General features: G+C 65.1%; 15 protein-coding genes. 9 read left to right on the top strand and 6 right to left on the bottom strand.

The annotated features are described in order from the left end of the window. Window positions 1-29: 29 nt before the first annotated feature. The 4 genes from ACQ4WR_RS15400 (at window position 30) to leuB (ending at window position 4,289) form a co-directional block, all read left to right on the top strand. Window positions 30-1,022 carry a porin gene (locus tag ACQ4WR_RS15400; protein WP_436488247.1) on the top strand — a complete coding sequence of 331 codons (993 nt, stop codon included), beginning with the start codon at window positions 30-32 and terminating at the stop codon, window positions 1,020-1,022. 51 nt (window positions 1,023-1,073) lie between these two features. Then, on the top strand, window positions 1,074-2,474 hold the full coding sequence (leuC, locus tag ACQ4WR_RS15395; protein ID WP_436488245.1) for a 3-isopropylmalate dehydratase large subunit: 1,401 nt from the start codon (window positions 1,074-1,076) through the stop codon (window positions 2,472-2,474). 79 nt (window positions 2,475-2,553) lie between these two features. Beyond that, on the top strand, window positions 2,554-3,201 hold the full coding sequence (gene leuD / locus ACQ4WR_RS15390) for a 3-isopropylmalate dehydratase small subunit (RefSeq protein ID WP_436488243.1): 648 nt from the start codon (window positions 2,554-2,556) through the stop codon (window positions 3,199-3,201). A gap of 11 nt (window positions 3,202-3,212) precedes the next feature. After that, window positions 3,213-4,289: a 3-isopropylmalate dehydrogenase gene (gene leuB, locus ACQ4WR_RS15385; RefSeq protein WP_436488242.1), complete on the top strand. Its 1,077-nt coding sequence runs from the start codon at window positions 3,213-3,215 to the stop codon at window positions 4,287-4,289. Between the two features lie 13 nt (window positions 4,290-4,302). Here the strand turns inward: leuB and ACQ4WR_RS15380 are convergent, their stop codons facing one another. Next, entirely contained in the window at window positions 4,303-4,944 is a 642-nt protein-coding gene (locus ACQ4WR_RS15380) for an acyl-homoserine-lactone synthase (protein ID WP_436488241.1), read from the bottom strand. A gap of 198 nt (window positions 4,945-5,142) precedes the next feature. On the opposite strand from ACQ4WR_RS15380, the gene ACQ4WR_RS15375 reads away from it, so the two are divergent. Further along, window positions 5,143-5,439 (top strand): hypothetical protein, encoded by a 297-nt coding sequence (locus ACQ4WR_RS15375; protein ID WP_070260281.1) that lies wholly within the window; start codon window positions 5,143-5,145, stop codon window positions 5,437-5,439. 49 nt (window positions 5,440-5,488) lie between these two features. On the opposite strand, the gene ACQ4WR_RS15370 is transcribed toward ACQ4WR_RS15375, so the two are convergent. Then, complete coding sequence (locus ACQ4WR_RS15370) at window positions 5,489-6,040, bottom strand: DinB family protein (RefSeq protein ID WP_436488239.1); 552 nt, start codon at window positions 6,038-6,040, stop codon at window positions 5,489-5,491. A gap of 265 nt (window positions 6,041-6,305) precedes the next feature. Between ACQ4WR_RS15370 and ACQ4WR_RS15365 the strand changes: the two genes are divergently transcribed. After that, window positions 6,306-8,318 carry a S9 family peptidase gene (locus ACQ4WR_RS15365; RefSeq protein WP_436488237.1) on the top strand — a complete coding sequence of 671 codons (2,013 nt, stop codon included), beginning with the start codon at window positions 6,306-6,308 and terminating at the stop codon, window positions 8,316-8,318. Window positions 8,319-8,872: 554 nt separating this feature from the next. On the opposite strand, the gene ACQ4WR_RS15360 is transcribed toward ACQ4WR_RS15365, so the two are convergent. After that, entirely contained in the window at window positions 8,873-9,076 is a 204-nt protein-coding gene (locus ACQ4WR_RS15360) for a hypothetical protein (protein WP_180979491.1), read from the bottom strand. On the opposite strand from ACQ4WR_RS15360, the gene ACQ4WR_RS15355 reads away from it, so the two are divergent. After that, a complete protein-coding gene (locus ACQ4WR_RS15355; protein WP_436488235.1) occupies window positions 9,075-15,779 on the top strand; it encodes a putative Ig domain-containing protein in 6,705 nt (2,234 codons plus the stop codon). The two genes, ACQ4WR_RS15360 and ACQ4WR_RS15355, sit on opposite strands and share 2 nt — an antisense overlap. Before the next feature lie 193 nt (window positions 15,780-15,972). Further along, a complete protein-coding gene (locus ACQ4WR_RS15350) occupies window positions 15,973-16,266 on the top strand; it encodes a DUF6916 family protein (RefSeq protein WP_436488233.1) in 294 nt (97 codons plus the stop codon). Window positions 16,267-16,362: 96 nt separating this feature from the next. Here the strand turns inward: ACQ4WR_RS15350 and ACQ4WR_RS15345 are convergent, their stop codons facing one another. From ACQ4WR_RS15345 to ACQ4WR_RS15335, 3 genes are read right to left on the bottom strand one after another with little or no spacing between them, the layout of a single operon-like run. After that, window positions 16,363-16,896, bottom strand: a complete 534-nt coding sequence (locus ACQ4WR_RS15345; RefSeq protein WP_436488231.1) for a phage tail protein — start codon at window positions 16,894-16,896, stop codon at window positions 16,363-16,365. Between the two features lie 49 nt (window positions 16,897-16,945). Then, a complete protein-coding gene (locus ACQ4WR_RS15340; protein WP_436488230.1) occupies window positions 16,946-17,479 on the bottom strand; it encodes a phage tail protein in 534 nt (177 codons plus the stop codon). Window positions 17,480-17,509: 30 nt separating this feature from the next. Continuing rightward, window positions 17,510-18,010, bottom strand: a complete 501-nt coding sequence (locus tag ACQ4WR_RS15335) for a phage tail protein (RefSeq protein ID WP_436488336.1) — start codon at window positions 18,008-18,010, stop codon at window positions 17,510-17,512. A gap of 432 nt (window positions 18,011-18,442) precedes the next feature. On the opposite strand from ACQ4WR_RS15335, the gene ACQ4WR_RS15330 reads away from it, so the two are divergent. Then, entirely contained in the window at window positions 18,443-25,261 is a 6,819-nt protein-coding gene (locus tag ACQ4WR_RS15330; protein WP_436488228.1) for an IPT/TIG domain-containing protein, read from the top strand. The last annotated feature ends 56 nt before the right edge of the window (window positions 25,262-25,317 follow it).

The raw sequence follows: 25,317 nt of genomic DNA, 5'->3' as shown, positions 1-25,317 counted from the left end.
ATTCTTTACATAGGACTGGTAACGATTTCATGAAAAAAAAGACAGGCATCCTGCTGGCGCTGGTGGCGGCGCTGGGCTGGCACAGCGCCGCCACCAGCGGCGAACTGAAACTCTACGGCCTCATGGACATGGGCCTGAATCTGGAAAATGATGGCAGCGGAGGAGGAACCGTCACGCGCCTGAACAGCGGAGGCCAGAGCAGCAGCCGCATCGGCATCAAGGGCAGCGAAGCGCTCGGCGGCGGCCTGGTCGCCAGCTTTGTGCTTGAGAACGGTATTCTGGCCGATACCGGCGGCATCGACCAGGGCGGGGTACTCTTCGGGCGCCAGTCCTGGGTCGCCCTGGGGGGCGATTTCGGCATGCTCAAGCTGGGCAGGAAATACACGGTCAGCGCCGAGGTGCTCGACAGTTTTGATCCCTTCCACATCAATATGGCGGGCGACGCCAGCCGTCTGTTCAACGTCAGTGGCAAGCGCGTCAACAACAATCTCAGCTACACGACGCCGGAGCTGGGCGGCCTGAGCGCGCAGCTGTCGTGGGGATTCGGCGAACAGCCCGGCAGCCTGGCGGCCGGTCGCCAGCTTGGCGCCAGCGCCAGCTACGCGCGTGGCCCGTTAGCGCTGGCGCTGGCCTATGTCGACCAGGACAGCGCCAGCACGCGCGCCAGTGCCAGCACCATCATGCTGGGTGGCGTGTACGACGCGGGCGCGCTGAAGCTGCACGCGGGCGCGGCGCGCAACACCGACAGCCTGGGCCTGGACACGCGCGACCTGCTGCTCGGCGTCAGCGTGCCGTTCGGCGCCGCGCTGCTGCTGGCCGATTACATCCGCAAATGGGATAGCGGCAAGGCTGGTGGCAATGCCGGCCAGTTCGCCCTTGGCTACAGCTATGCGCTGTCGCGGCGGACCAATGTGTATACCTCGTACTCGCAGACGCACAACGGCCACGCTGCCAGGTACAACACCGCGCGCACCGGCGACACCGACCGCCTGTTCAATGCGGGCATCCGCCACTTCTTTTGAGGCGGCGCCTGTCTACCTGACCCCTAACGCGGCCTTGCCGCCCTGGACACGATGAAAACGCTCTACGATAAATTATGGGAATCCCACGCGGTGCAAGTTGACGAGGATGGCACCGCCATGCTGTATATCGACCGGCACCTGCTGCATGAAGTCACCAGTCCGCAAGCCTTCGAGGGCTTGCGCGCGGCCGGACGCAAGCCGTGGCGCGTTGGCGCCAACCTGGCGGTGGCCGATCACAACGTGCCGACGGGCGACCGTGCCAGCGGCATAGCCGATCCGGTCGCGCGGCGGCAGGTACAGACCCTCGATACCAACGCCCGCTTCTACGGCCTGACCTATTTCGACATGCACGACAGGCGCCAGGGCATAGCGCATGTGGTCGGGCCGGAGCAGGGGGCGACCCTGCCGGGCATGACGGTCGTCTGCGGCGATTCGCACACCTCGACGCATGGCGCCTTTGGCTGCCTGGCCTTCGGTATCGGCACTTCCGAAGTCGAGCATGTGCTGGCTACCCAGACCCTGCTGGACCGCAAATCGAAGGCCATGCTGGTGCATGTCGACGGCCTGCTCGAATCCGGCGTCACGGCCAAGGATATTGCCCTGGAAGTGATCGGGCGGATCGGTACGGCCGGTGGCACCGGCTACGCCATTGAGTTTGCCGGTCCGGCCATCCGCGCGCTGTCGATGGAAGGGCGCATGACGCTCTGTAACATGGCGATCGAGGCGGGCGCGCGCGCCGGCATGATCGCGGTGGACGAGACGACGATTGCCTATGTCAAGGGGCGGCCGTATGCGCCGGTGGGCGCGCAGTGGAAAAAAGCCGTCGCGTACTGGAAGACGCTGCACACGGATGCGGGCGCCAGTTTCGACCGCGTGGTACTGCTCGATGCCGCTGGCATCAGCCCGCAAGTGACCTGGGGCACCTCGCCGGAAATGGTCGTGGCGGTCGACGGCCGCGTGCCGGATCCCGGCGCGGAGCGGGACGCGGCGCGGCGCGAGGCCATGAGCAAGGCGCTGGCCTATATGGATCTGGCGCCCGATACCCTGATCGCCGACATCCGCATCGACAAGGTGTTCATCGGCTCCTGCACCAATGCGCGCATCGAGGATCTGCGCTCGGCGGCCGAGGTCGTGCGCGGCAAACGGCGCGCCGCCAGCGTCAAGCTGGCCATGGTGGTACCCGGCTCGGGCCTGGTGAAGGCGCAGGCCGAGCGGGAGGGGCTGGACCGCGTCTTCAGGGAGGCCGGCTTCGAATGGCGCGAGCCTGGCTGCTCGATGTGCCTGGCCATGAATGCCGACCGCCTGGAACCGGGTGAACGCTGTGCCTCGACCTCGAACCGCAACTTCGAGGGACGTCAGGGCGCGGGTGGACGCACGCATCTCGTCTCACCGGCGATGGCCGCCGCGGCAGCCATCGCCGGTTGCTTCGTCGATGTGCGCAAGATGCGTTAAGGCCGGCATACGCCGGCTGCATATCAACGCGGCGCCAGCTGGACATCCGGCCGGCGCGCTCTCCAGGGAGGCTCAAAGCATGGAAAAATTCACACAGCATACCGGTCTGGTCGCACCACTCGACCGCGCCAACGTCGACACCGACGCGATCTTGCCCAAGCAGTTTCTGACGGCGATCCACCGCACCGGCTTCGGTCCCAATCTGTTCGACCAGTGGCGCTATCTGGACACCGGCGTACCAGGCCAGGATAACAGCCGCCGTCCGCTGAATCCCGACTTCGTGCTCAACGAGGCGCGCTACCAGGGCGCCTCGATACTGCTGGCGCGCGCCAATTTTGGCTGCGGCTCATCGCGCGAGCATGCGCCCTGGGCGTTGGGCCAATACGGCTTTCGCGTCATCATCGCACCATCGTTTGCCGATATTTTCTTCAATAACTGCTACAAGAACGGCTTGCTGCCCATCGTGCTGGCTGAAGCGCAGGTCCATTACCTGTTCAATGCGGTCGGCGCCGAACCTGGCTTCCGGCTGGAAGTCGACCTGGCGCGTCAGCGCGTTGCCGCCACCGATGGCAGCTTCGCCTGTTCCTTCTTCATCTCCGCGTTCACCAAGTATTGCCTGCTGAATGGCTTCGACGATATCAGCCTGACCTTGCGCCGTGCCGATGCCATCCGCCGTTTTGAAGAGCGCCATCTGACGAAAAATCCCTGGCTGGCCAACGTCCTGTAAAGGTTATTTCCATGAACATTGCAATTTTACCCGGCGACGGCATCGGTCCTGAAATCGTCGCGCAAGCCGTCAAGGTACTGAATGTACTGGGCGAATCGTTCGAGCTGGAAAGCGCGCCCGTGGGCGGCGCCGGCTATGCGGCCCATGGACACCCGCTGCCCGAAGGTACTCTTGCCCTGGCGAAAGCGGCCGATGCCGTGCTGTTCGGCGCTGTCGGCGATTATCAATACGACAATCTGGAGCGCCAGTTCCGTCCAGAACAGGCGATCCTGGGCCTGCGCAAGAACCTGGGCCTGTTCGCCAACCTGCGTCCGGCCATCCTGTATCCGGAACTGGCGGGCGCCTCGACCCTGAAGCCGGAAGTGGTTTCCGGCCTGGATATTTTGATCATCCGTGAATTGACGGGCGACATTTATTTCGGCCAGCCCCGTGGCGTGCGCGAGTGCCCGGACGGCCCGTTCAAGGGCCAGCGCGAAGGCTTTGATACCATGCGCTATGCGGAAGGGGAAATCCGCCGCATCGCCCACGTGGCTTTCCAGGCCGCGCAAAAGCGCGACAAGCGCCTGACCAGCGTGGACAAGGCGAACGTGCTGGAAACCTTCCAGTTCTGGAAAGACATCGTCATCGACGTGCACAAGGAATACCCGGATGTGGCGCTTGACCACATGTATGTCGACAACGCGGCCATGCAGCTGGTGCGGGCGCCGAAGAAATTCGACGTCATGGTGACCGGCAACATGTTCGGCGACATCTTGTCGGACGCGGCCGCCATGCTGACGGGGTCGATCGGCATGCTGCCGTCCGCTTCGCTGGACGCCAATAACAAGGGCCTGTACGAGCCATCGCACGGTTCGGCGCCCGATATCGCCGGCAAGGGCATCGCCAATCCGCTGGCGACGATCTTGTCGGCCGCCATGATGCTGCGCTATTCGCTGAATCGCGAAGAGCAGGCCGACCGGGTGGAAGCGGCCGTGAAGAAAGTACTGGCGCAGGGCTTGCGCACGGCCGACATCCATGAAGCGGGCATGACTTTGGTCGGTACCGAGGCGATGGGTGATGCTGTGGCGCGCGCCTGTGCCGCTGCCTGAGATGGCGCCGCCTCTATTGCACTACACGCGCCGGCTGGCTGGTGCGTGCTGGCAAGGCCAAATGCTGGGCGGCAACCAACAGGCTCGAACGTGCCGCCGCCAGTTGCGCCGTCGTGACGTCAATCGAGAACGCCACCGAGCGCTCGTGCCCGACCATCATCGGCGGGCCGAAACGCTTGACGTGCAAGCCGATCTTGCGCAGCAGTTTTTCAAAGGCGACGGTCGTGACGCCGACGTAGCGCGTGATGTTGTTGTCCAGGGCGAATTCAAGGGCCTCGACCACCATGTGCGAACTGGCCAGCGAGAAGCGGTGTTCGCCGCCTTTCGACTGCTCGAAGGCGAACCGGCTGAGCTCCCAGGTATCTTCGGCGTTTGGAATGGGATTGCCTTGCAGCAATTGCGGGAAAACGGACTTGAGCATGTAGTCGCCGGTCGTCGGCAGCAGGCGCGCGCAGCCGAACAGTTTGCCGCTGATATCGCGCGCCAGCATGTACACGGGGAACAAATCATCGTATTCGTCCGATTCCATGCCGTCCGTCGTATGCACGTCCCAGTGCAGCCGTTCGCAGAACACCATGTGGCGCAGCCGGTACATGGCATGGGTGTCCTCGGGTTTCATGTTGTCGCGTGTACAGGCGCTGACGGTGATGACCATGGTTCGCTCTCCATTCAAATTTGATAATGCTTCCATATAAACATTGACTGTAGTTAACTGATACTGTAGGTTCCAACAGGTGTCTGTCCGACAATAGACGTGTCATGGCACGGGCCCAGGAAGCAACGGCTGGCATCTGCGAATAGCAACAAGGTGTTGTGGCGCCACGCCTGCAGGCGCCGTGATCAGAAAAGAGTAATGCCGATGAAATTTCCAGAAGCGATGACGGATAGAATTTCCGTGTTGAAGTCGAACGGTGTGCGTGTCGATGGCTTGCGTGCACTGGTTAAGAAAAACAGTATCCTGACCCAGCAGGATCTGGTGGTGATCGAGGCAGGCGACTTAATCGTGCGGCAACTTTGCACGGGGCGCGAAGAGACGTATGAAGTGCTGGATCCGGGATTCCACGAGAAATTTTATGATATCCGGGCGGCATACCATATGGAGGTGCGGCGCTGCGACCGCGCCAGACGCGGCAAGTTGGCCGCGGACTGACGCGGGAAGGCTGGCGGCGGGGGCGTGCTGCCGCCCGTACCTGCGCTCGTCAGTCTTCGTTGGGAATCAGCATCAGCAGGTCGGTAACGCCGATGTCGATGCTGCTTTGCGACAGCAGGGTGGTGGCCTGGCCCCGGTGATGCGTCTGGTGGTTGAAAAAATGCATGATCAGGCTCGAATAGCGCTTGCGCGACACCATGCCTTTCATGTTGGCGTAGCCGAGCGGCTGCTCCAGGTCACCTGGCGTCAGGTCGGCGGCCCAGCGCTGTATGGTCTGGTCCAGCGTATGGCGCAGCCTGAGCAGGCCCGTCAGGTCTTCGGCCTGCGGCTGGTTCAGCGCCGCCGGGGCGGCTGCGGCGCGGATGGCGTCGAGCGCCGGCTGGCGTGCCGGATGTCCGCAGAACCGCTTTAGCCAGATCGTATCGGCGACGACAAGGTGATTCATCGTGCCGAAGAGGGAGCCAAAAAAAGCCTTGCGGTCGGCAAAGAGCTCCTCCTGAGATAGTTGCCCAGCTGCACTATACAGTTTCTCATTCATTAGTTCATTGTAGGCGGCCATTCGGACGATATGGTCACATGTGCTCATGAGTGCTTTCTCCATGTCAGGGCTGAAATACTGCACGCAGATAGTGTATGGTTTTGCAAGAATTGGCAAGCGTGCTACGTCCGCTCGGGTCACGCCATCGTGCCAGCGTTTTGCGTTTGCTCAATGCTTGTCTCCGGCATTTCATTCCCCGCTATAGGCATTCTGTTCCCCCATTTCCTGCTTTGGTCATTGTGATCAGCCTGGCAACAGCCGTTTGGCCTATGATGGCCTGGCACATGCACGTGTGATGTTCCCTTTATTTATCAACCATGAGGTGTCCATGATTCGCTATGCCCTGCCTGCCCTGTTGTTTGCCGCCGCCCTGCCGGCGCATGCCCAAGCCCCTGCCAATGACACGCCGCTGATCGAGCGGGCGAAGATCTTTGGCAACCCCAGCAAGTCTGGCGGGCGCATCAGCCCGGATGGCAAGTGGCTGTCGTGGATCGCGCCGCGCGATGGCGTGCTCAATGTGTGGGTGGCGCCGGCCAGCGACTTGGCGCAGGCGCGGCCGTTGACGCAAGAGAAAGTACGCCCCATCCGCAGCAGCTTCTGGTCGCCCGATTCCAGTACCCTGCTGTTCATCCAGGACAAGGGCGGCGATGAAAACTTCCTGCTGTACGGCGTCAATGTGGCGACGGGCAAGCAGATCAATTACACGCCGTTCGAGAAAACCCGCGCACGGGTGATCCAGATCAGCAGCAAGGTCAAGGACCGCATCCTCGTGGGCATCAATAACCGCGATGCGCGCTGGCACGATGTGTACAGCCTGGACCTGGCCAGCGGCAAGCTGACCCTGGTGCAACAGAATGATGGCTATGCAGGTTTCCTGGCCGACGAGCAACTCAAGCTGCGCATCGCCAGCAAGGCGCGCGCCGATGGCGGCATGCAGTATTTCCGCATGAGCGATGGCAAGGCCGAGAGTGCGCCGCTGGCCGAAGTGGGGCTGGAAGACTCGCAGACGACGTCGCCGCTGGCCTTCACGGCCGATGGCAAGATTTTGTACTGGACCGATTCGCGCGGCCGCAATACCTCGGCGCTGCTGGCGCAGGACGTCGCCAGCGGCAAGACCACGGTGGTGGCGCAAGACCCGCGCGCCGACATTTCGGACGCGCTGTACGATACGCGCACGGGTAGGGTGCAAGCCTACACGGTCGACTACCTGCAGCAGGAATACCTGCCGCTGACGGACGACCTGAAGGCCGACCTGGCCTTCCTGAAGAAGAACACCGAGGGCCAGTTCAATATTACGTCGCGCACGGAAGCGGACGACAAATGGCTGGTCGGCGTGGATGCCGTCACGGCGCCCGCGTCAAGCTGGCTGTATGACCGCAAGAGCAAGAAGCTGACGCAGCTGTACGTCACGCGGCCCGAGCTGGTGGGCGCGCCGCTGGTGCCCATGTATCCGCAGGAAATCAAGGCGCGCGACGGCCTGACGCTGGTGTCCTACCTGACCTTGCCGCACGCATCGAAGGCGGGCGCCGGCGGCAAGGCTATGCAGGCGGTGCCGATGGTGCTGCTGGTGCATGGCGGCCCGTGGGCGCGCGATACCTACGGCTACAACGGCTACCACCAGTGGCTGGCCAACCGCGGCTACGCGGTGCTGTCGGTGAACTACCGTGGTTCAACGGGTTTCGGCAAGCAGTTCATCTCGGCCGGCGACCTGCAGTGGGGCCGCAAGATGCATGACGACTTGCTCGATGCGGTGCAGTGGGCCGTGAAGAGCGGCGTGACGACGGCCGACAAGGTAGCCATCATGGGTGGCTCGTATGGCGGCTACGCCACCCTGGCCGGCATGGCGTTCACCCCCACCACATTTGCCTGCGGCGTCGACATCGTCGGCCCGTCCAACCTGTTTACGCTGCTGCAAACCATCCCGCCGTACTGGGAAGCGGGCAAGCAGCAGTTTTACAAACGCATGGGCGACCCGACCACGGAAGAGGGCCGCGCACTGCTGAAGGAACGCTCGCCGCTGAACTTCGCGCAGAATATCCAGCGTCCATTGCTGATCGGGCAGGGCGCGAACGACCCGCGCGTCAACGTGGCCGAATCGGACCAGATCGTGGCGGCCATGGCGGCGAAGAATATCCCTGTCACCTATGTGCTGTTCCCGGACGAAGGCCATGGCTTTGCGCGCCCCGTCAACAACATCGCCTTCAACGCGGTGACGGAAAACTTCCTGGGCCAGTGCCTCAACGGGCGGGCCGAGCCGATCGGCGCCACCTTGAAGGCATCGACCGCGCAGGTCAAGCACGGCGCAGAGTTTGCGCCGGGGCTGAAGGAAGCGATGCGCTAACCCCGCAGTGCCAGCGGCGTGGCTGGCCGGGCGCCATGCCCGGCGCGCCGTGCCGCCGCCTGTGGACCCGGCGCATGGCGCCGGACACGGTCGCTAGCAAGGTGACAGCCTCCGGCGCGTGAGTCGAAGCGGGTGGCAACATTGCCCGCAGCGCGCGCGGCAGAGTTACGCGCCTTGATGTTGTCTGCACGCAACAGTGCCGCACCCCGGCGGCAGTGCAACGGCACGCCGCCGGGAGACTGGGTGTTTGTCAGGCAAATGCTATCCGCACCTGCGGAATGCGCGGTGATTCCCCATTGCCGCTATACAAAATATGGTGCTGCGATGCCCATGCTCGTCAATATCCATGACACGGTCCAGCAAAGATACGCTTTGTTACGGCACCGTCACGCCTTGATCGTTGTTAAATGCGCTATCAATGAGTACATTTACGCACGACAATTGATTATTGTTAAATGTGGTTATTTTTAACAACAGTCTGGAGTTGCGTTATTTGTCGCTCGTAGTAGCATATATTGACTCAAAGCAAGGTTTAAGCGTGCTGTGACGCTTGTTCAGATGCGGCTGGCAATGGGTGTCGACGTTGCCATATTCGGGCGAGATCCGGTTTTAAAAATGTACTGAAAGAAAATAATGTCCCTAAATTTCGCGAAATTTGGATGGTTGACCGCGCCTGCCGGCGCCGTTGACCATTCCGGCGCTGGTGCGCGCAGCACGCCGCCTGCCATGCTGCGGCCACCGACGTGGCTGATGCGCATGACGGCGGCCCTGCTGTTTGCCGTGCTGTCCCTGTGCTCGTACCAGGCTTCGGCGGCGAGTACCTGTCCGAGCCCGCGCGCCGTCAGCGTGGTGGCGGGGGGAGAATATTACGAGGATTATACCAATGCCCCTTGCTCCCAGTTTGGCCTGACGGGTACCCTGGTGGCGCCGCTGTATGGCACGCTGGAAGATTCCAATGCGACGAATGCCGTGCGCTACCGGAATACCAATCTCAGCGCGACTTCGGATACATTTACCGTCAGGGATGATGTGGGGCAGCCCATCGTCTACAACGTCACGATCACCTCGGCCATCGTGGTAGCGCCGGCCACCGTGCCAAATGCCACGGTGGCCCAGGCATACCCCACGACAACGTTTACATCGACGGGTGGCGCGGCGCCATACACTTACGCCATCAGCGCTGGCGCCTTGCCGGCTGGCATGAGCCTGAGTGCTGGCGGCGTGCTGTCGGGTACGCCGACGGCGGGCGGCACCTTCAACTTTACCGTGCGCGCCACCGACTCGCTGGCCGTGAACGGCACGCGCCCTTATACACTGACGGTCTCCGCGCCCACCATCGCCATCTTGCCGACGACCCTGCCGGCAATGACATCCGGTGTCGCCTACAGCCAGACGATAGCCGCCAGCGGCGGCACCGGCACGTACACCTATGCCAGAACGGCCGGCAGCCTGCCCGCAGGCTTGACCCTGGCATCGAACGGCACCCTGTCCGGCACGCCCACGGCGGCCGGAGCCTACAGTTTTACTGTCACCGCGACCGACAGCAGTACCGGCGCCGGCCCCTATTCGGGCGCGCGCGCCTATTCCGGCACGGTGGCGCCTGGTGCGCCGACGGCCGGCGCCGCCAGCGCCACGGTGGCCTACGGCAGCAGCGCCAACCCGATCACCCTGAACCTGGGCGGCGGTGCGGCGACGTCCGTGGCGGTGGCGTCTGCCGCCTCGCACGGCACGGCGACGGCCAGCGGCACCAGCATCACCTATACGCCGACGGCAGGTTACGGCGGGCCGGACAGCTTTACCTATACGGCCAGCAACGGCGTCGGCACTTCGACGCCGGCCACCGTGACGATCACGGTTGCCAGCGCCACCATCGTCCTTGCACCGAGCACCGTGCCGGCGGCAACCGTCGCGCTAGCCTACAGCCAGACTGTGACGGCCGCGAACGGCACGGGTCCCTACACTTACGCCATCAGCGCCGGCTCCCTGCCGACCGGACTCAGCCTGAATACGGCTACCGGTAGGCTGTCGGGTACGCCGACGGCCGGCGGCGTCTTTAACTTCACCGTGCGCGCCACGGACAGTTCGACGGGCGACGGTCCGTACGCGGGCGCGCGCGCCTACTCGCTGACGGTGGCGTCGCCGACGCTCGGCGTCGCCCCGTCGACCCTGCCTGTGCCGACAGTGGGCGTGGCCTACAGCCAGGCCATTACCGCCAGCGGCGGCACGGCAGAGTACAGCTATGCCGTCACCGCCGGCAGCGTGCCTGCGGGCTTGACCCTGGCGGCGAACGGTATCTTGTCCGGCACGCCCACAACTGCCGGCGCCTACAGCTTTACGGTCACCGCGACCGACAGCAGTGGCGGCGCCGGCCCCTATACGGGGGGGCGCGCGTATTCCGGCACGGTAGCGGCCGGTGCGCCGACGGCCGGTCCTGTCAGCGCCACGGTGGCCTACGGCAGCAGCGCCAACCCGATCACCCTGAACCTGGGCGGCGGTGCGGCTACGTCCGTGGCGGTGGCGTCTGCCGCCAGCCATGGCACGGCGACGTCCAACGGCACCAGCATTACCTATACGCCGACGCCAGGTTACGGCGGACCGGACAGCTTTACCTACACGGCCAGCAACGGCGTCGGCACCTCTGCGCCGGCCACCGTGACGATCACGGTTGGCGGGCCAACTGTGACGCTGACGCCCACCACGGTGCCGGCGGGAGCCGTCGGCGTGGCCTACAGCCAGACCGTGACGGCTGCGAACGGCACGGGGCCGTACACTTATGTCATCAGCGCCGGTTCCCTGCCGACCGGGCTCAGCCTGAATACGTCCACCGGTACGCTGTCGGGTACGCCGACGGCCGGCGGCGTCTTCAACTTCAGCGTGCGCGCCACGGACAGTTCGACGGGCAGCGGCCCGTATTCGGGTGCGCGCGCCTACTCGCTGACGGTGGCGTCGCCGACGCTCGGCGTCGCCCCGTCAACCCTGCCGGCGCCGACAGTGGGCGTGGCCTACAGCCAGGCCATTACCGCCAGCGGCGGCACGGCAGCGTACAGCTATGCCGTCACCGCCGGCAGCGTGCCTGCGGGCTTGACCCTGGCGGCGAACGGTACCTTGTCCGGCACGCCCACAACTGCTGGTGCCTACAGCTTTACCGTGACTGCCACTGATAGCAGCACCGGCATCGGCGCGCCATTCTCGGCTTCGCGCGCGTATTCCGGCACGGTAGCGGCCGGTGCGCCGACGGCCGGTCCTGTCAGCGCCACGGTGGCCTACGGCAGCAGCGCCAACCCGATCACCCTGAACCTGGGCGGCGGTGCGGCTACGTCCGTGGCGGTGGCGTCTGCCGCCAGCCATGGCACGGCGACGGCCAGCGGCACCAGCATTACCTATACGCCGACGCCAGGTTACGGCGGACCGGACAGCTTTACCTACACGGCCAGCAACGGCGTCGGCACCTCGGCGCCGGCCACCGTGACGATCACGGTTGGCGGGCCAACTGTGACGCTGACGCCCACCACGGTGCCGGCGGGAGCCGTCGGCGTGGCCTACAGCCAGACTGTGACGGCTGCGAACGGCACGGGGCCGTACACTTATGTCATCAGCGCCGGTTCCCTGCCGACCGGGCTCAGCCTGAATACGTCCACCGGTACGCTGTCGGGTACGTCGACGGCCGGCGGCGTCTTCAACTTCAGCGTGCGCGCCACGGACAGTTCGACGGGCAGCGGCCCGTACTCCGCTGCGCAGGCTTACTCGCTGACGGTGGTGGCGCCGACGCTCAGCGTCGCCCCGTCGACCCTGCCGGCGCCGACAGTGGGCGTGGCCTACAGCCAGGCCATTACCGCCAGCGGCGGCACGGCAGCGTACAGCTATGCCGTCACCACCGGCAGCGTGCCTGCGGGCTTGACCCTGGCAGCGAACGGTACCTTGTCCGGCACGCCCACAACTGCTGGTGCCTACAGCTTTACCGTGACTGCCACTGATAGCAGCACCGGCATCGGCGCGCCATTCTCGGCTTCGCTCGCGTATTCCGGCACGGTAGCGGCCGGTGCGCCGACGGCTGGAGCTGTCAGCGCCACGGTGGCGTTTGGCAGCAGCGCCAACCCGATCACCCTGAACCTGGGCGGCGGCGGGGCGACCTCGGTTGCCGTCGCTTCCGGCGCCTCGCACGGCACGGCGACGGCCAGCGGCACCAGCATTACCTATACGCCGACGCCAGGTTACGGCGGACCGGACAGCTTTACCTACACGGCCAGCAACGGCGTCGGCACCTCGGCGCCGGCCACCGTGAGCGTTACCGTGGGCGTGCCCACGGTCAGCCTGGCGCCGGCCAGCTTGCCCAATCCAACGGCGGAAACGCCGTATAGCGCGACCATCACGGCGGCGGGCGGCACGTCACCGTATACCTACAGCGTCAGCGCCGGCAGCCTGCCTGCCGGCGTGAGCCTGAATACGGCCACCGGCGTGCTGTCCGGTACGCCGACCGTGGCAGGCAATTTCAGCTTCAGCCTGCGGGCCAGCGACAGCAGTACGGGCGTGGGCGCGCCATTCAGCGCGACCAACAGCTATTCCTTGACCATTGCCGCACCGACGATCACGCTAACGCCTGCCAGCTTGCCTGCGGCAGCGGCGGCCACGCCGTACAGCCAGCAACTGACGGCTACCGGTGGCGTCGGACCGTATGTCTACACGGTCGTCAGCGGCAGCCTGCCGGCGGGCCTGACCTTGAACGCCAGCGGTTTGCTCAGCGGTACGCCAACGGCGGCCGGCAGCTTCAGCTTGACCGTGCAAGCACAGGATGCGCACCTGTTTACTGGCGCGCAAAGCTATACCTTCGCGGTGTCGTCGGCCAACGTCAACCTGACCTTGCCGAGCTTGCCTAATCCCACGGCGGCAATCCCGTACAGCGCCATCTTCACGGCGGCGGGCGGCACGGCGCCGTACAGCTACAGCATCAGCAGCGGCAGCTTGCCACCTGGCCTGAGCCTGAACGCCGCCACCGGCGTGCTGTCGGGCACGACGAATGTGGCCGGCAGCTTCCCGTTCAGCATCAAGGTGACAGACAGCAGCACCGGCACGGGGGCGCCATTCAGCGCCACCAGCAGCTATACCATGGTGGTGGCCGCGCCGACCCTGACCCTGACGCCAGCCAGCCTGGCCGGCATCCGTATCGCCGAAGCCTACAGCCAGGCCTTCACGGCTGGCGGCGGCGTGGCACCGTACGTGTACACGCTGAGCAGCGGTACCTTGCCCACGGGCCTGGCGCTCGATGCGGCCACGGGCGTGCTGAGCGGCACGCCGACAGCGGTGGGCAGTTTCACCTTCACTCTGCAGGCAAAAGACGCCAACCAGTTCACGGTGCAGCACGCCTTGACCCTGCAGGTGACCCAGGCGCCGCCACCGGTGGCCAATGAAACGGCGATTACGCCGGCAAATCAGGAAGTGAGCCTGAATATCGCTTCCACCGATGGCAGCCCGATCACGGATGTCACCATCGTCACGCCGCCGCAGCATGGCCGCGTCACGGTGACGACGACGGCTGCATCGGCGCGCATGGCGCGCGCCGCCACCGGCGCCATCTTCAAGGTGACGTATGTGCCGAATGCCGATTACTTCGGTGCGGACAGTTTCGCCTACACGGCAACGGGTCCGGGCGGCACGTCGGCGCCCGCCACCGTCAGCCTGACCGTCGCGCCCTTGCCGCCTCCAGTGCCCGTGGTCAAGACTGCCACGGCGGAACCTGGTGGATCCGTCACCCTGAATGTGACGGAAGGCGCCACCGGCGGCCCGTTCACGGCAGTGGCCATCACCACGCAGCCGACGAGCGGCACGGCGGTGGTCAGCGGCCTGAAGATTGTCTACACGCCAGGCGTCGATAGCAGCGGCGATATCAGCATCGGCTACACCCTGTCGAACGTGTTCGGCACCTCGGCGCCGATCAAGGCCAGCATCAACGTCAACCCGATGCCGCAAGTGGTGAGCCTGAGCGCCACGGTGGTAGCCGGCCTGGCGGTGAATGTCGACCTGACGGCGGGCGCCACGGGCGGACCGTTCACGGCGGCCAATGTGCTGAGCGTGGCGCCGGAGAGCGCGGGCAAGGCGGTGGTGCGCGATGTCGGCACGGCCGGCAAGCCGCTGTACCAGCTGAACTTTACGGCGTCGGGCAAGTTTGCCGGCGCGGCCGTGGTCAGCTACACCCTGAGCAACGCCTACGCCACCTCGAAGCCGGGCGTGGTCAACGTGACGGTGACGGCGCGTGCCGACCCGTCGACCGATCCGGAAGTGATCGGCCTGCAGGCGGCGCAAGCCGATGCGGCGCGGCGCTTCGCCACGGCGCAGCTGTCGAACTTCACGCAGCGCCTGGAAAGCCTGCACGGCGACGGCTGGGGCCGCTCGAACTTTGGCCTGAACCTGACGCCGTCGAACGACAGCGGCAACCCGACGGCGGCCCTGGCGCGCTGGCAGGAACAGGAAGCGGACCGCGTGTTCGGCACGGCCGTGAAGCCGTATATGCGCAAGGCTTCCCTGCGCCAGCCCGATGCCGGTTTCAGCGGCGACAAGGCGGGCGCGGACGTTGGCCAGGCAACAAACGGCTTGCCGGACATGCCGCAGCGTCCGGAGTCGCAGAAGCAGGCCCTGTCGCTGTGGCTGGGCGGCGCGGTGGACTTTGGCCAGCATTACGTGAACGGCCGCGAGACGGGCTTCCGCTTCCGCACCAATGGCGTGAGCGTGGGTGGCGACTACCGTATCAGCGACCTGGCAACCCTGGGCGTGGGTGCCGGTTTCAGCCATGACCGCAGCGACGTGGGCCAGAACGGCAGCCGCAGCACGGCCGACAGCGCCGTGGCGGCCGTGTATGGCAGCCTGCGTCCGAGCAAGGGCGTCTTCCTCGATGGCGTGCTCGGCTATGGCACCTTGCAGTACGACGCCTCGCGCTACCTGACCGATGGCAGCGGTTTCGCCACGGGCGAACGCGACGGCAAGCAAGTGTTTGGCGCGCTGGTGGGCGGCATGGAAATGCGCCATGAAACGTGGATGTGGTCGCCGTACGGCCGCGTGGAACTGATGTCGGCCAAGCTCGATCCGTACACGGAGACGGCGACGGGCATCAATGCGCTCAGCTACTTCAAGCAGACCGTGCGTTCGCGCATCGGCGCGCTGGGCGTGCGCGCCGAGGGCATCTACGTCGGTGGCCTGGGCACCTGGTTCCCGCGTGCGCGCCTCGAGTACCGCCACCAGTTCGAGGGCGCCGACAATGCGCGCCTGGCGTATGCCGACCTGGCGGCGGACGGCCCCGTGTATGTGATCCGCACGGTGCCGCAGCAGACGGGCAACTGGACGGCGGGCCTGGGCGTGAAGCTGCTGCTGTCGAACGGCATGACATTGACGCTGGACTACAACAGCAATCTGAACATCGATAGCGGACGTACCCAGTCGGTGATCTTTGGCGTGGCCATGCCGCTCAAGTAAACGCTGCACATCAGGGAAGTAACGCCGCGGGGCGGGGGCAGATTGCTCCCGCCCCGCGGCGCATTTGGGGACTGGGAAATGCAGGGCTGGATTGCCCGGCTTTTTCCTGCCAAATGCCGTGCCAGGGCGGCCATGATTCCATTAGAATCAAGCCTTGTTTCAACCTCACTGCACACGGAATGGAATACCTGGAATGATGAATGTCCTGACCCTCGAACATTTTGCCGCGCGCGTCAACGAGACGTTTATTTCGCTCAGTGACGGCAATGCCGCCTTTGTCCTGAAGGAAGTGCGCCCGCTGCCGTCAGCGACCCTGGAGGGCATGCTGCGCAAGCCGTTCAGCCTGATGTTTCACAATAGTTCCGCCATCCTGTTCAGCCAGAAAATCTTCCAGATGCAACACGCGGCGTTTGGCGAGGTGGGTATTTTTTTAGTGCCGGTGGCGCGTGACAGTCACGGCTTTCTGTACCAGGCAATATTCAACTGAGCGCGCAAGGGGCCAGTCGATAGCGGAGGGTATCCAGGGCAGGGCGGACGCCATGATGGCGCGGCCCGCCTGGAGTGTCAGGTCGCGCGACCTGGATTAATCAAACTGCGGGAATTCGCCTTGCAGGGCGATGCAGAAATTGAGCGCCAGCATCGGCTGGCGGTTTTCATGCGGCTGGCCACCACCGGCGGAGCCGATTGCCGCCGGCGACAGCGTCCCGTTGGGCGGTGTCGATGGCACGAACGCCGAGGTGCCGCCAAGCGCAATCAGGGCATCGCCAGCGAGCGGCGTGTTGTGCTGCAGGGCGGGGGTGGGCTGGCGGTACACATTGAGCTGATGGGTGTGGTTGGGCAGCTCCGTGAGGTTCAACGTGACACTGTTGCTGCCGAATGTCTCGCCCATCGTGCGCGGCGTCAGGCCCGGTCCCTGGCCCTGGCTGCAGGGCGCACGTCCCGTGAAATTGGGCAGCTGGAAAGTGGTGGTCCCATTCCCGCCATACTGCGTGCCGATCAATGAAAACAGGGCGGAATATTGCTGTATCTGCAGGGTGGCGCCATTACAGCTGGCCCAGCCGTAGGGTGTGAAATTGAAGCCAAAGACTTGTATTTCGCCGAGGTATGGTGATGTCACGGTAGGTTCTCCTGAACGATTTTATGGGCTGCGCTTGCGTTGCCGGCGGTTACTGCTGCGTTGGGAAAATGCCTGCCCATGCGATGCAAAAGGAGGCGGTCAGGGTTGGCATGGTGTTCGGGTGCGGCAGGTTGCCCCCCGTGGCGCCTACGGCGCTGGTCGACAGCGGATAGGCGGTCAGGCCGTTCAGGTCGCTGGTGTACATCTTGTCGTTATTCGACGGCGCGGTCAGCAGCAGATTGTTCGCCGGTGCATTCGCCGTGGCCAGCGTGCTGTTCACATTGAACGGGTGCGTGTGCAGGGGCAACTGGGTCGGCAGCAAGGTCACCGATTCGCTGCCGCTTCGTTGCCCGATGGGGCGGTTTGACAGGCCGGGGCCGGTACCCATGTGCAGGGGAACCTGGCCGCGCAGGTCGGGCACGGCGAAGGTGTTGACGCCGTCGCCGCCGTAGGTAGTGCCCAGCAGGGCGAACAGAACTTCGTTCTCGGCGATCGATTTCAGGCTGCCATCGCAGGCGAACCAGCCGCTGGGAATGCGGCCAAAGGAAAACAGGCGAATTTCGCCGACATAGGGTGTGGTCATGACTATGCTCCGTGAGAGGTGGCGGATTCGTTAGTTGCGCGACGGGAAGATACCGCTCAGGGCGATATTGAAATTGATGACCGAAAACGGCTGCATATTGTTATGCGCCTGATTGCCGCCCGTCAGCCCCAGGGTTTGCGGAGCCAGGGTGACTTGCGGGCCGGCCGAGCCATAGATGGATTCCGCGCCGCTGCCGCCAAACAGGGTATTCGTGGGATTTTTCGAGGTGCCGCCCGTCGTCACCGTATTGGCCGCATGCGTATGCGGCGGAATCTCGGTCGATATCAAGGTGATATTCTCCGACCCCGCCCGCGTGCCGATCTGGTAAGGGGAAGGTTGCCAAGAAGCATCGACCGAAGTACCCGCGCCAACGGGGGTACAGCCTTGCAAGTTAGGCAGGGCAAAAGTGGTGCTGCCATTGCCGCCATAATTGGTGCCCAGCAGTGCAAACAGGGCCTGGTTCTGGGCCACGGGCAGCAATTGCCCGTTACATGCTGCAAATCCACGTGGCGCAAAATTGAATCCGCCCATCATGATTTGTCCTAGGTACACATCAGCCATCGTCGTTCTCCCACGGTTGGAATGCAATAAAATACCAAATGAATAATATTTTCCATTTGAAATCAATATTGTGTTTTAAAAAACCCTTTTTGTTATAGTTACTTTATTGAAATCTCGGAGTAGCATACGTTGTCGTATGGCAAGCGTCAATATTTGTTGGCACTCTGTAGAACCCACAACTGGCAACGCTTGCGGCCTGAATTTACTTTCATTTTTGTCTAAAAAATCCTCTGTATTGGAGAAGTTATGTTGCGTACTTGCAACGCTTTCGTCGGTCGTCCGGCATATTTTTTCCTGCTGTCTTACTGCGCTGGAACGTGGCGGCGCATAGCCAGCGCAAGGGCAGGCCGGGCAGCGGCGTCCTGCCGTTTCGGACTCTGGTTCGCGTCCCTATGCCTGCTGATGCTGGCGTTCGGTGCCAATCCGGCGCAAGCGGCACCCGGTGATCCGAGTACGAAATGCAATCCCAATCAGAGTTTTACCGTTGCCTCCGGCGCGTCGTACCAGATCGACCTGTCGGCTTGCAGCAGTTTTGGCCTGGTAGACAATGGCGCGACCGCATTGCACGGCACGATTACTGGTCTCGTCAATAACGGTAGCGGCATTGCCACCTATATCAATAATGGCGACGGCGCGCTGTCCGACAGTTTTATCCTGTGGGATGAAGACAGCCAGGCCATCACTTTTACGGTGACTGTCTTGCCCGCTGCCAGTGCCTTCACGGTGTCGCCAGGCAGCTTGGCCGCGCCCGTGATTGGCGTGCCGTACAGCCAGACCATGTCGGCCAGCGGCGGCGTGGCTCCCTACACCTATGTGCTTGATTCCGGTACCTTGCCACCTGGCATCACCGTCTCGCCAAGCGGCGCGATTTCCGGCACCGTGACGGCGACTGGCGCCTATACGTTCGGCGTCAAGGTCACGGATTCGACGGCAGGCACGCCGCTGACCGTCACCAAGAACTATTCCGTGTCGATTGCCGTACCGATCCTGTCCATCACGCCCACCACTCTGGCGGCCGGCGGACTGTCGACGCCGTACAGCCAGCAGATGTCGACCGCCAACGGCACCGCCCCCTTCACTTACGTGGTGGAGTCGGGCAGCTTGCCGCCTGGCATCACCCTGTCGGGCAGCGGCTTGCTCGCGGGTACACCCACCGTGCTGGGTAACTATAACTTTGTCATCAAATCGACGGATGTCACGGGCGGCAACGGACCGTACAACACCTCGCGCAGCTATGCCCTGACCATCAACGCCCAGCCGCCACCGACCATCACCGCCGTGACGCCGGCCACCGGCCCCAGCAGCGGCGGCACCGCAGTGACCATTACGGGCACGGGCTTTACGGGTGTCACGGCGCTGAAGTTCGGCAGCAACAACGGCGTCGCCGTGACCGTCGTCAATGCCACGACCATGACCGCCACCTCGCCAGCCGGCAGTGCCGGCGTCGTGAACGTGGTGGTGACCGCGAGCGGAGGCACCAGCGCCACCGGCCCCGCGAACCAGTTCACCTACATCCCCGCGCCAGTTGTCAGCAGCATTTCGCCCACGGCCGGCCCGACCGCCGGCGGTACCAGCATCACCATCACGGGAACGGGCTTTACCGGTGCCACGGCGGTGACCTTCGGCGCCACGCCCGCCACCGGCTATACCGTCAACAGCGCCACGCAGATCACGGCGACGGCACCGTCGGGCACGGGCACGGTGGACGTGCGCGTGACGACGGCGGGTGGCACCAGCGCTACGAGCGGGGCGGACCAGTTTACTTATGCGCCGGCACCCACTGTCACCAGCATTTCGCCAACGGCGGGGCCGGCCGGCGGCGGTACCACCGTCATCATCACGGGCACGGGCTTTGGCAGCACGACGGCGGTGACGTTCGGCGCCACGGCGGCGAGCGGTTACACCGTCAACAGTGCCACGCAGATCACGGCGACGGCGCCAGCCGGCACAGGTACGGTAGACGTGCGCGTCACCACGGCTGGCGGCACCAGCGCCACCAGCGCCGCCGATCAATTTACCTACGTCCCGGCACCGACGGTGACGAGCATTTCGCCAACGGCGGGGCCTGCCGGCGGCGGTACCACCGTCATCATCAGCGGCACGGGGTTTGGCGGCACCACGGCGGTGACCTTCGGCGCCACGGCAGCCTCCGGCTTTACCGTCAACAGCGCCACGCAGATCACGGCGACGGCGCCAGCCGGCAGCGCCGGCACGGTAGACGTGCGCGTCACCACGCCGGGCGGCACCAGCGCCACCAGCACGGCGGATCAGTTTACCTTTATCGGAGTGCCGACGGTCAGCAGCCTGTCGCCCACGGCAGGTCCCGCCGCCGGCGGCACTTCGGTCATCATCACCGGCACGCGCTTTACCGGCGCCACGGCGGTGACGTTCGGCGCCACGGCGGCCACGGGCTTCACGGTCAACAGCGCCACGCAGATCACGGCGACGGCACCGGCCGGCACGGGCACGGTGGACGTGCGCGTCACGACGACGGGCGGCACCAGCGCCACCAGCGCGGCGGATCAATATACGTATGTGGCGGCGCCAGTGGTCAGCAGCATTTCGCCCGCGGCGGGTCCCGCCACGGGCGGCACCACAGTAACGATTACCGGCTCGGGCTTTAGCGGCACGACGGCCGTAACCTTCGGCGCCACGGCGGCAACTGGCTACACAGTCAACAGCGCCACGCAGATCACGGCCACGGCGCCAGCGGGTAGCGGCACGGTGGACCTGCGCGTCACCACCACGGGCGGCACCAGCGCCACCAGCGCGGCGGATCAGTTCACCTATGTCGGCGCGCCAGCGGTGAGCGGCATTTCGCCCACGGCCGGCCCAACGACAGGCGGCACTTCCGTCATCATCAATGGTACGGGGTTTAGCGGCACCACGGCGGTGACCTTCGGCGCCACGGCAGCCTCCGGCTTTACCGTGAATAGCGCCACGCAGATCACGGCGACGGCGCCAGCCGGCAGCGCCGGCACGGTGGACGTGCGCGTCACCACGCCGGGCGGCACCAGTGCGACCGGCGCGGCCGATCAATTCAGCTACCTCGTGGCGCCAACTGTCACCAGCATATCGCCGACAACGGGTCCTGCGGCCGGCGGCAACACGGTAATCATCACCGGCACGGGTTTCAGCACGGCAACGGCGGTGACCTTCGGCGCCACCGCCGCCCCGGGCTATACCGTCAACAGCGCCACGCAGATCACGGCGACGGCACCGGCCGGCAGCGCCGGCACGGTGGACGTGCGGGTCACTTCCACTGGCGGCACCAGCGCCACCAGCGCGGCGGATCAATATACGTATGTGGCGGCGCCGGTGGTGAGCAGCATTTCACCGACCTCGGGTCCCACCACGGGCGGCACCACCGTGACGATTACCGGCTCGGGCTTTAGCGGCACGACGGCCGTGACCTTTGGCGCCACGGCGGCGACCGGCGTTACCGTCAACAGCGCTACGCAGATCACGGCCACGGCGCCAGCGGGTAGCGGCACGGTGGACGTGCGCGTCACCACCACGGGCGGCACCAGCGCGACCAGCGCGGCGGACCAGTTCACCTATGTCGGCGCACCAACGGTGAGCGGTATTTCACCCCCGGCCGGCCCTGCGACGGGCGGCACTTCCGTCATCATCAGCGGTACGGGGTTTGGCGGCACCACGGCGGTGACCTTCGGCGCCACGGCAGCCACCGGCTTTACCGTCAACAGCGCCACGCAGATCACGGCGACGGCGCCGGCCGGCGGCGCAGGCACGGTAGACGTGCGCGTCACCACCACGGGCGGCACCAGCGCCACCGGCGCGGCGGACCAGTTCACCTATATGCAAGCGCCTGTCGTCAGCGGTATCACCCCTGCCTTCGGGCCGGTCGCCGGCGGCAGCAGCGTCGTCATCACCGGTACCGGCTTCACAGGCACGACGGCCGTGGCTTTCGGCACCACGGCAGCCTCCGGCGTTACCATCAACAGCCCAACGCAGGTCACGGCGACGGCACCGGCCGGCACCGGCACGGTCGACGTGCGCGTCACCACGGCGGGCGGCACCAGCGCCACCAATGCGGCGGATCAATTTACCTACATTCCGACCGGCGTGCTGACGTTTGCCACACCGACGGCGGCATCCGTACCATTGGGTAACAGCTTCAGCAATGCTGCGATCTCGACCCTGAGCGGCGGCAGTTATGGCGCCATCAGCTATACCAGCTCGAATGCGGGCGTGGCCACCGTCAGCGGTACCGGCGTCATCACTCCCATCGCCGCCGGCAGCAGCATCATCACCGCTACCCAGGCCGCCGTTGCAGGGGTGAACACGGTGGCGACGCAAACTTACACGCTGACAGTCTCGTCGGCCATGGAGATCACGCCGGCTTCCTTGCCGGCGGCGCAGGTCACCGTGGCCTACAGCCAGCAATTGACGGCCAGCGGTGGTAGCGCACCGTACTCGTATGCGGTGTCGGCGGGCAGCCTGCCGGCCGGGATCAGCCTGAACAGCAGCGGCGTGCTCAGCGGCACGCCGACGGCGGCCGGCAGTTTCACGCTCACCGTGACCGTCACGGATGCGCATCTGTACACGGGCGCGAAGAGCTACACGCTGTCCGTGTCTTCCGCCGCCGTGGTGCTGGCGCCAGCCAGTCTGGCCAATGCAACGGCCACCGTGCCTTACAGCGCGACCCTGACGGCAACGGGCGGCACGGCGCCGTACAGCTATGCCGTGGTGGGCACGCTGCCTGCTGGCCTGAGCCTGAACGCCGCCACCGGCGTGCTGTCGGGCACGACGAATGTAGCCGGCAGTTTCCCGTTCAGCATCAAGGTGAGCGACAGCAGCACCGGCACGGGGGCGCCATTCAGCGCCACCAACAGCTACACCATGGTCGTGACGACACCAACCCTGACCCTGACACCGGCCAGCCTGGCGGCCATCCGCGTCGGCGATGCCTACAGCCAGGCCTTCACGGCCGGCGGCGGCGTGGCGCCGTACGTGTACACGCTGAGCGGCGGCACCTTGCCGACCGGCCTGGCGCTCGATGCGGCCACGGGCGTGCTGAGCGGCACGCCGACAGCGGCGGGCAGCTTCACCTTCACCCTGCAGGCAAAAGACGCCAACCAGTTCACGGTGCAGCAAGCCTTGAGCCTGCAGGTCAACCAGGCGCCGCCACCGGTGGCCAATGAAACGGCCACCACCTCGGCGAACCAGGAAGTGAGCCTGAATATCGCTTCCACCGATGGCAGCCCGATCACGGATGTCACCATCGTCACGCCGCCGCAGCATGGCCGCGTCACGGTGACGACGACGGGCGCATCGGCGCGCATGGCGCGTGCCGCCGCAGGCGCCAGCTTCAAGGTGACGTATGTGCCGAATGCCGATTACTTTGGCCCGGACAGCTTTGCCTACACGGTGACGGGCCCGGGCGGCACGTCGGCGCCCGCCACCGTCAGCCTGACGGTGGCGCCGCAACCGGTGCCCGTGCCCGTGGCGAAGACGGCGACGGTACTGGCTGGCACGCCGGTGACCCTGAAAGTAACGGAAGGCGCCACCGGCGGCCCGTTTACGGCGGTGGCCATCACCACGCAGCCGGCGAGCGGCACGGCGGTGGTCAGCGGCATGGACATTGTCTATACGCCAGGTGTCGATAGCAGCGGCGACATCAGCATCGGCTATACCCTGTCGAACGTGTTCGGCACGTCGCTGCCGGTGAAATCGACCATCAGCGTCAACCCGATGCCGCAAGTGGTGAGCCTGAGCGCCACGGTGGTAGCCGGCCTGGCGGTGAATGTCGACCTGACGGCGGGCGCCACGGGCGGGCCGTTCACGGCGGCCAATGTGCTGAGCGTGGCGCCGGAGAGCGCGGGCAAGGCGGTGGTGCGCGATGTCGGCACGGCCGGCAAGCCGCTGTACCAGCTGAGTTTTACGGCGTCGGGCAAGTTTGCCGGCGCGGCCGTGGTCAGCTACACCCTGAGCAATGCCTACGCCACCTCGAAACCGGGCATGGTCAACGTGACGGTGACGGCGCGTGCCGACCCGTCGACCGATCCGGAAGTGATCGGCCTGCAGGCGGCGCAAGCCGACGCGGCGCGGCGCTTCGCCACGGCGCAGCTGTCGAACTTCACGCAGCGCCTGGAAAGCCTGCATGGCGACGGCTGGGGCCGCTCGAACTTTGGCCTGAACCTGACGCCGCCGAACGACAGCGGCAACCCGACGGCGGCCCTGGCGCGCTGGCAGGAACAGGAAGCGGACCGCGTGTTCGGCACGGCCGTGAAACCGTATATGCGCAAGGCTTCCCTGCGCCAGCCCGAAGCCGGTTTCAGCGGCGACAAGGCGGGCGCGGACGTAGGCCAGGCAGCAAACGGCTTGCCGGACATGCCGCAGCGTCCGGAGTCGCAGAAGCAGGCCCTGTCGCTGTGGCTGGGTGGCGCGGTGGACTTTGGCCAGCATTACGTGAACGGCCGCGAGACGGGCTTCCGCTTCCGCACCAATGGCGTGAGCGTGGGTGGCGACTACCGTATCAGCGACCTGGCGACCCTGGGCGTTGGTGCCGGTTTCAGCCATGACCGCAGCGACGTGGGCCAGAACGGCAGCCGCAGCACGGCCGACAGCGCCGTGGCGGCCGTATATGGCAGCCTGCGTCCGAGCAAGGGCGTCTTCCTCGATGGCGTGCTCGGCTATGGCACCTTGCAGTACGACGCCTCGCGCTACCTGACCGATGGCAGCGGTTTCGCCACGGGCGAACGCGACGGCAAGCAAGTGTTTGGCGCGCTGGTGGGCGGCATGGAAATGCGCCATGAAACGTGGATGTGGTCGCCGTACGGCCGCGTGGAACTGATGTCGGCCAAGCTCGATCCGTACACGGAGACGGCGACGGGCATCAATGCGCTCAGCTACTTCAAGCAGACCGTGCGTTCGCGCATCGGCGCGCTGGGCGTGCGCGCCGAGGGCATCTACGTGGGCGGCCTGGGCACGTGGTTCCCGCGTGCGCGCCTCGAGTACCGCCACCAGTTCGAGGGCGCCGACAATGCGCGCCTGGCGTATGCCGACCTGGCGGCGGACGGCCCCGTGTATGTGATCCGCACGGTGCCGCAGCAGACGGGCAACTGGACGGCGGGCCTGGGCGTGAAGCTGCTGCTGTCGAACGGCATGACATTGACGCTGGACTACAACAGCAATCTGAACATCGATAGCGGACGTACCCAGTCAATGATGTTCGGCATCGCCATGCCGTTGAAGTAACGTTGAAGTAACGTTGAAGCAGCCATGACTTGACTGGGTAGACAGGCACCAGCCTG

Origin of the sequence: Janthinobacterium amylolyticum (assembly GCF_051380655.1) — a bacterium.
GTDB lineage: Bacteria > Pseudomonadota > Gammaproteobacteria > Burkholderiales > Burkholderiaceae_D > Janthinobacterium.
This window is presented reverse-complemented; position numbering and strand designations above follow the sequence as displayed.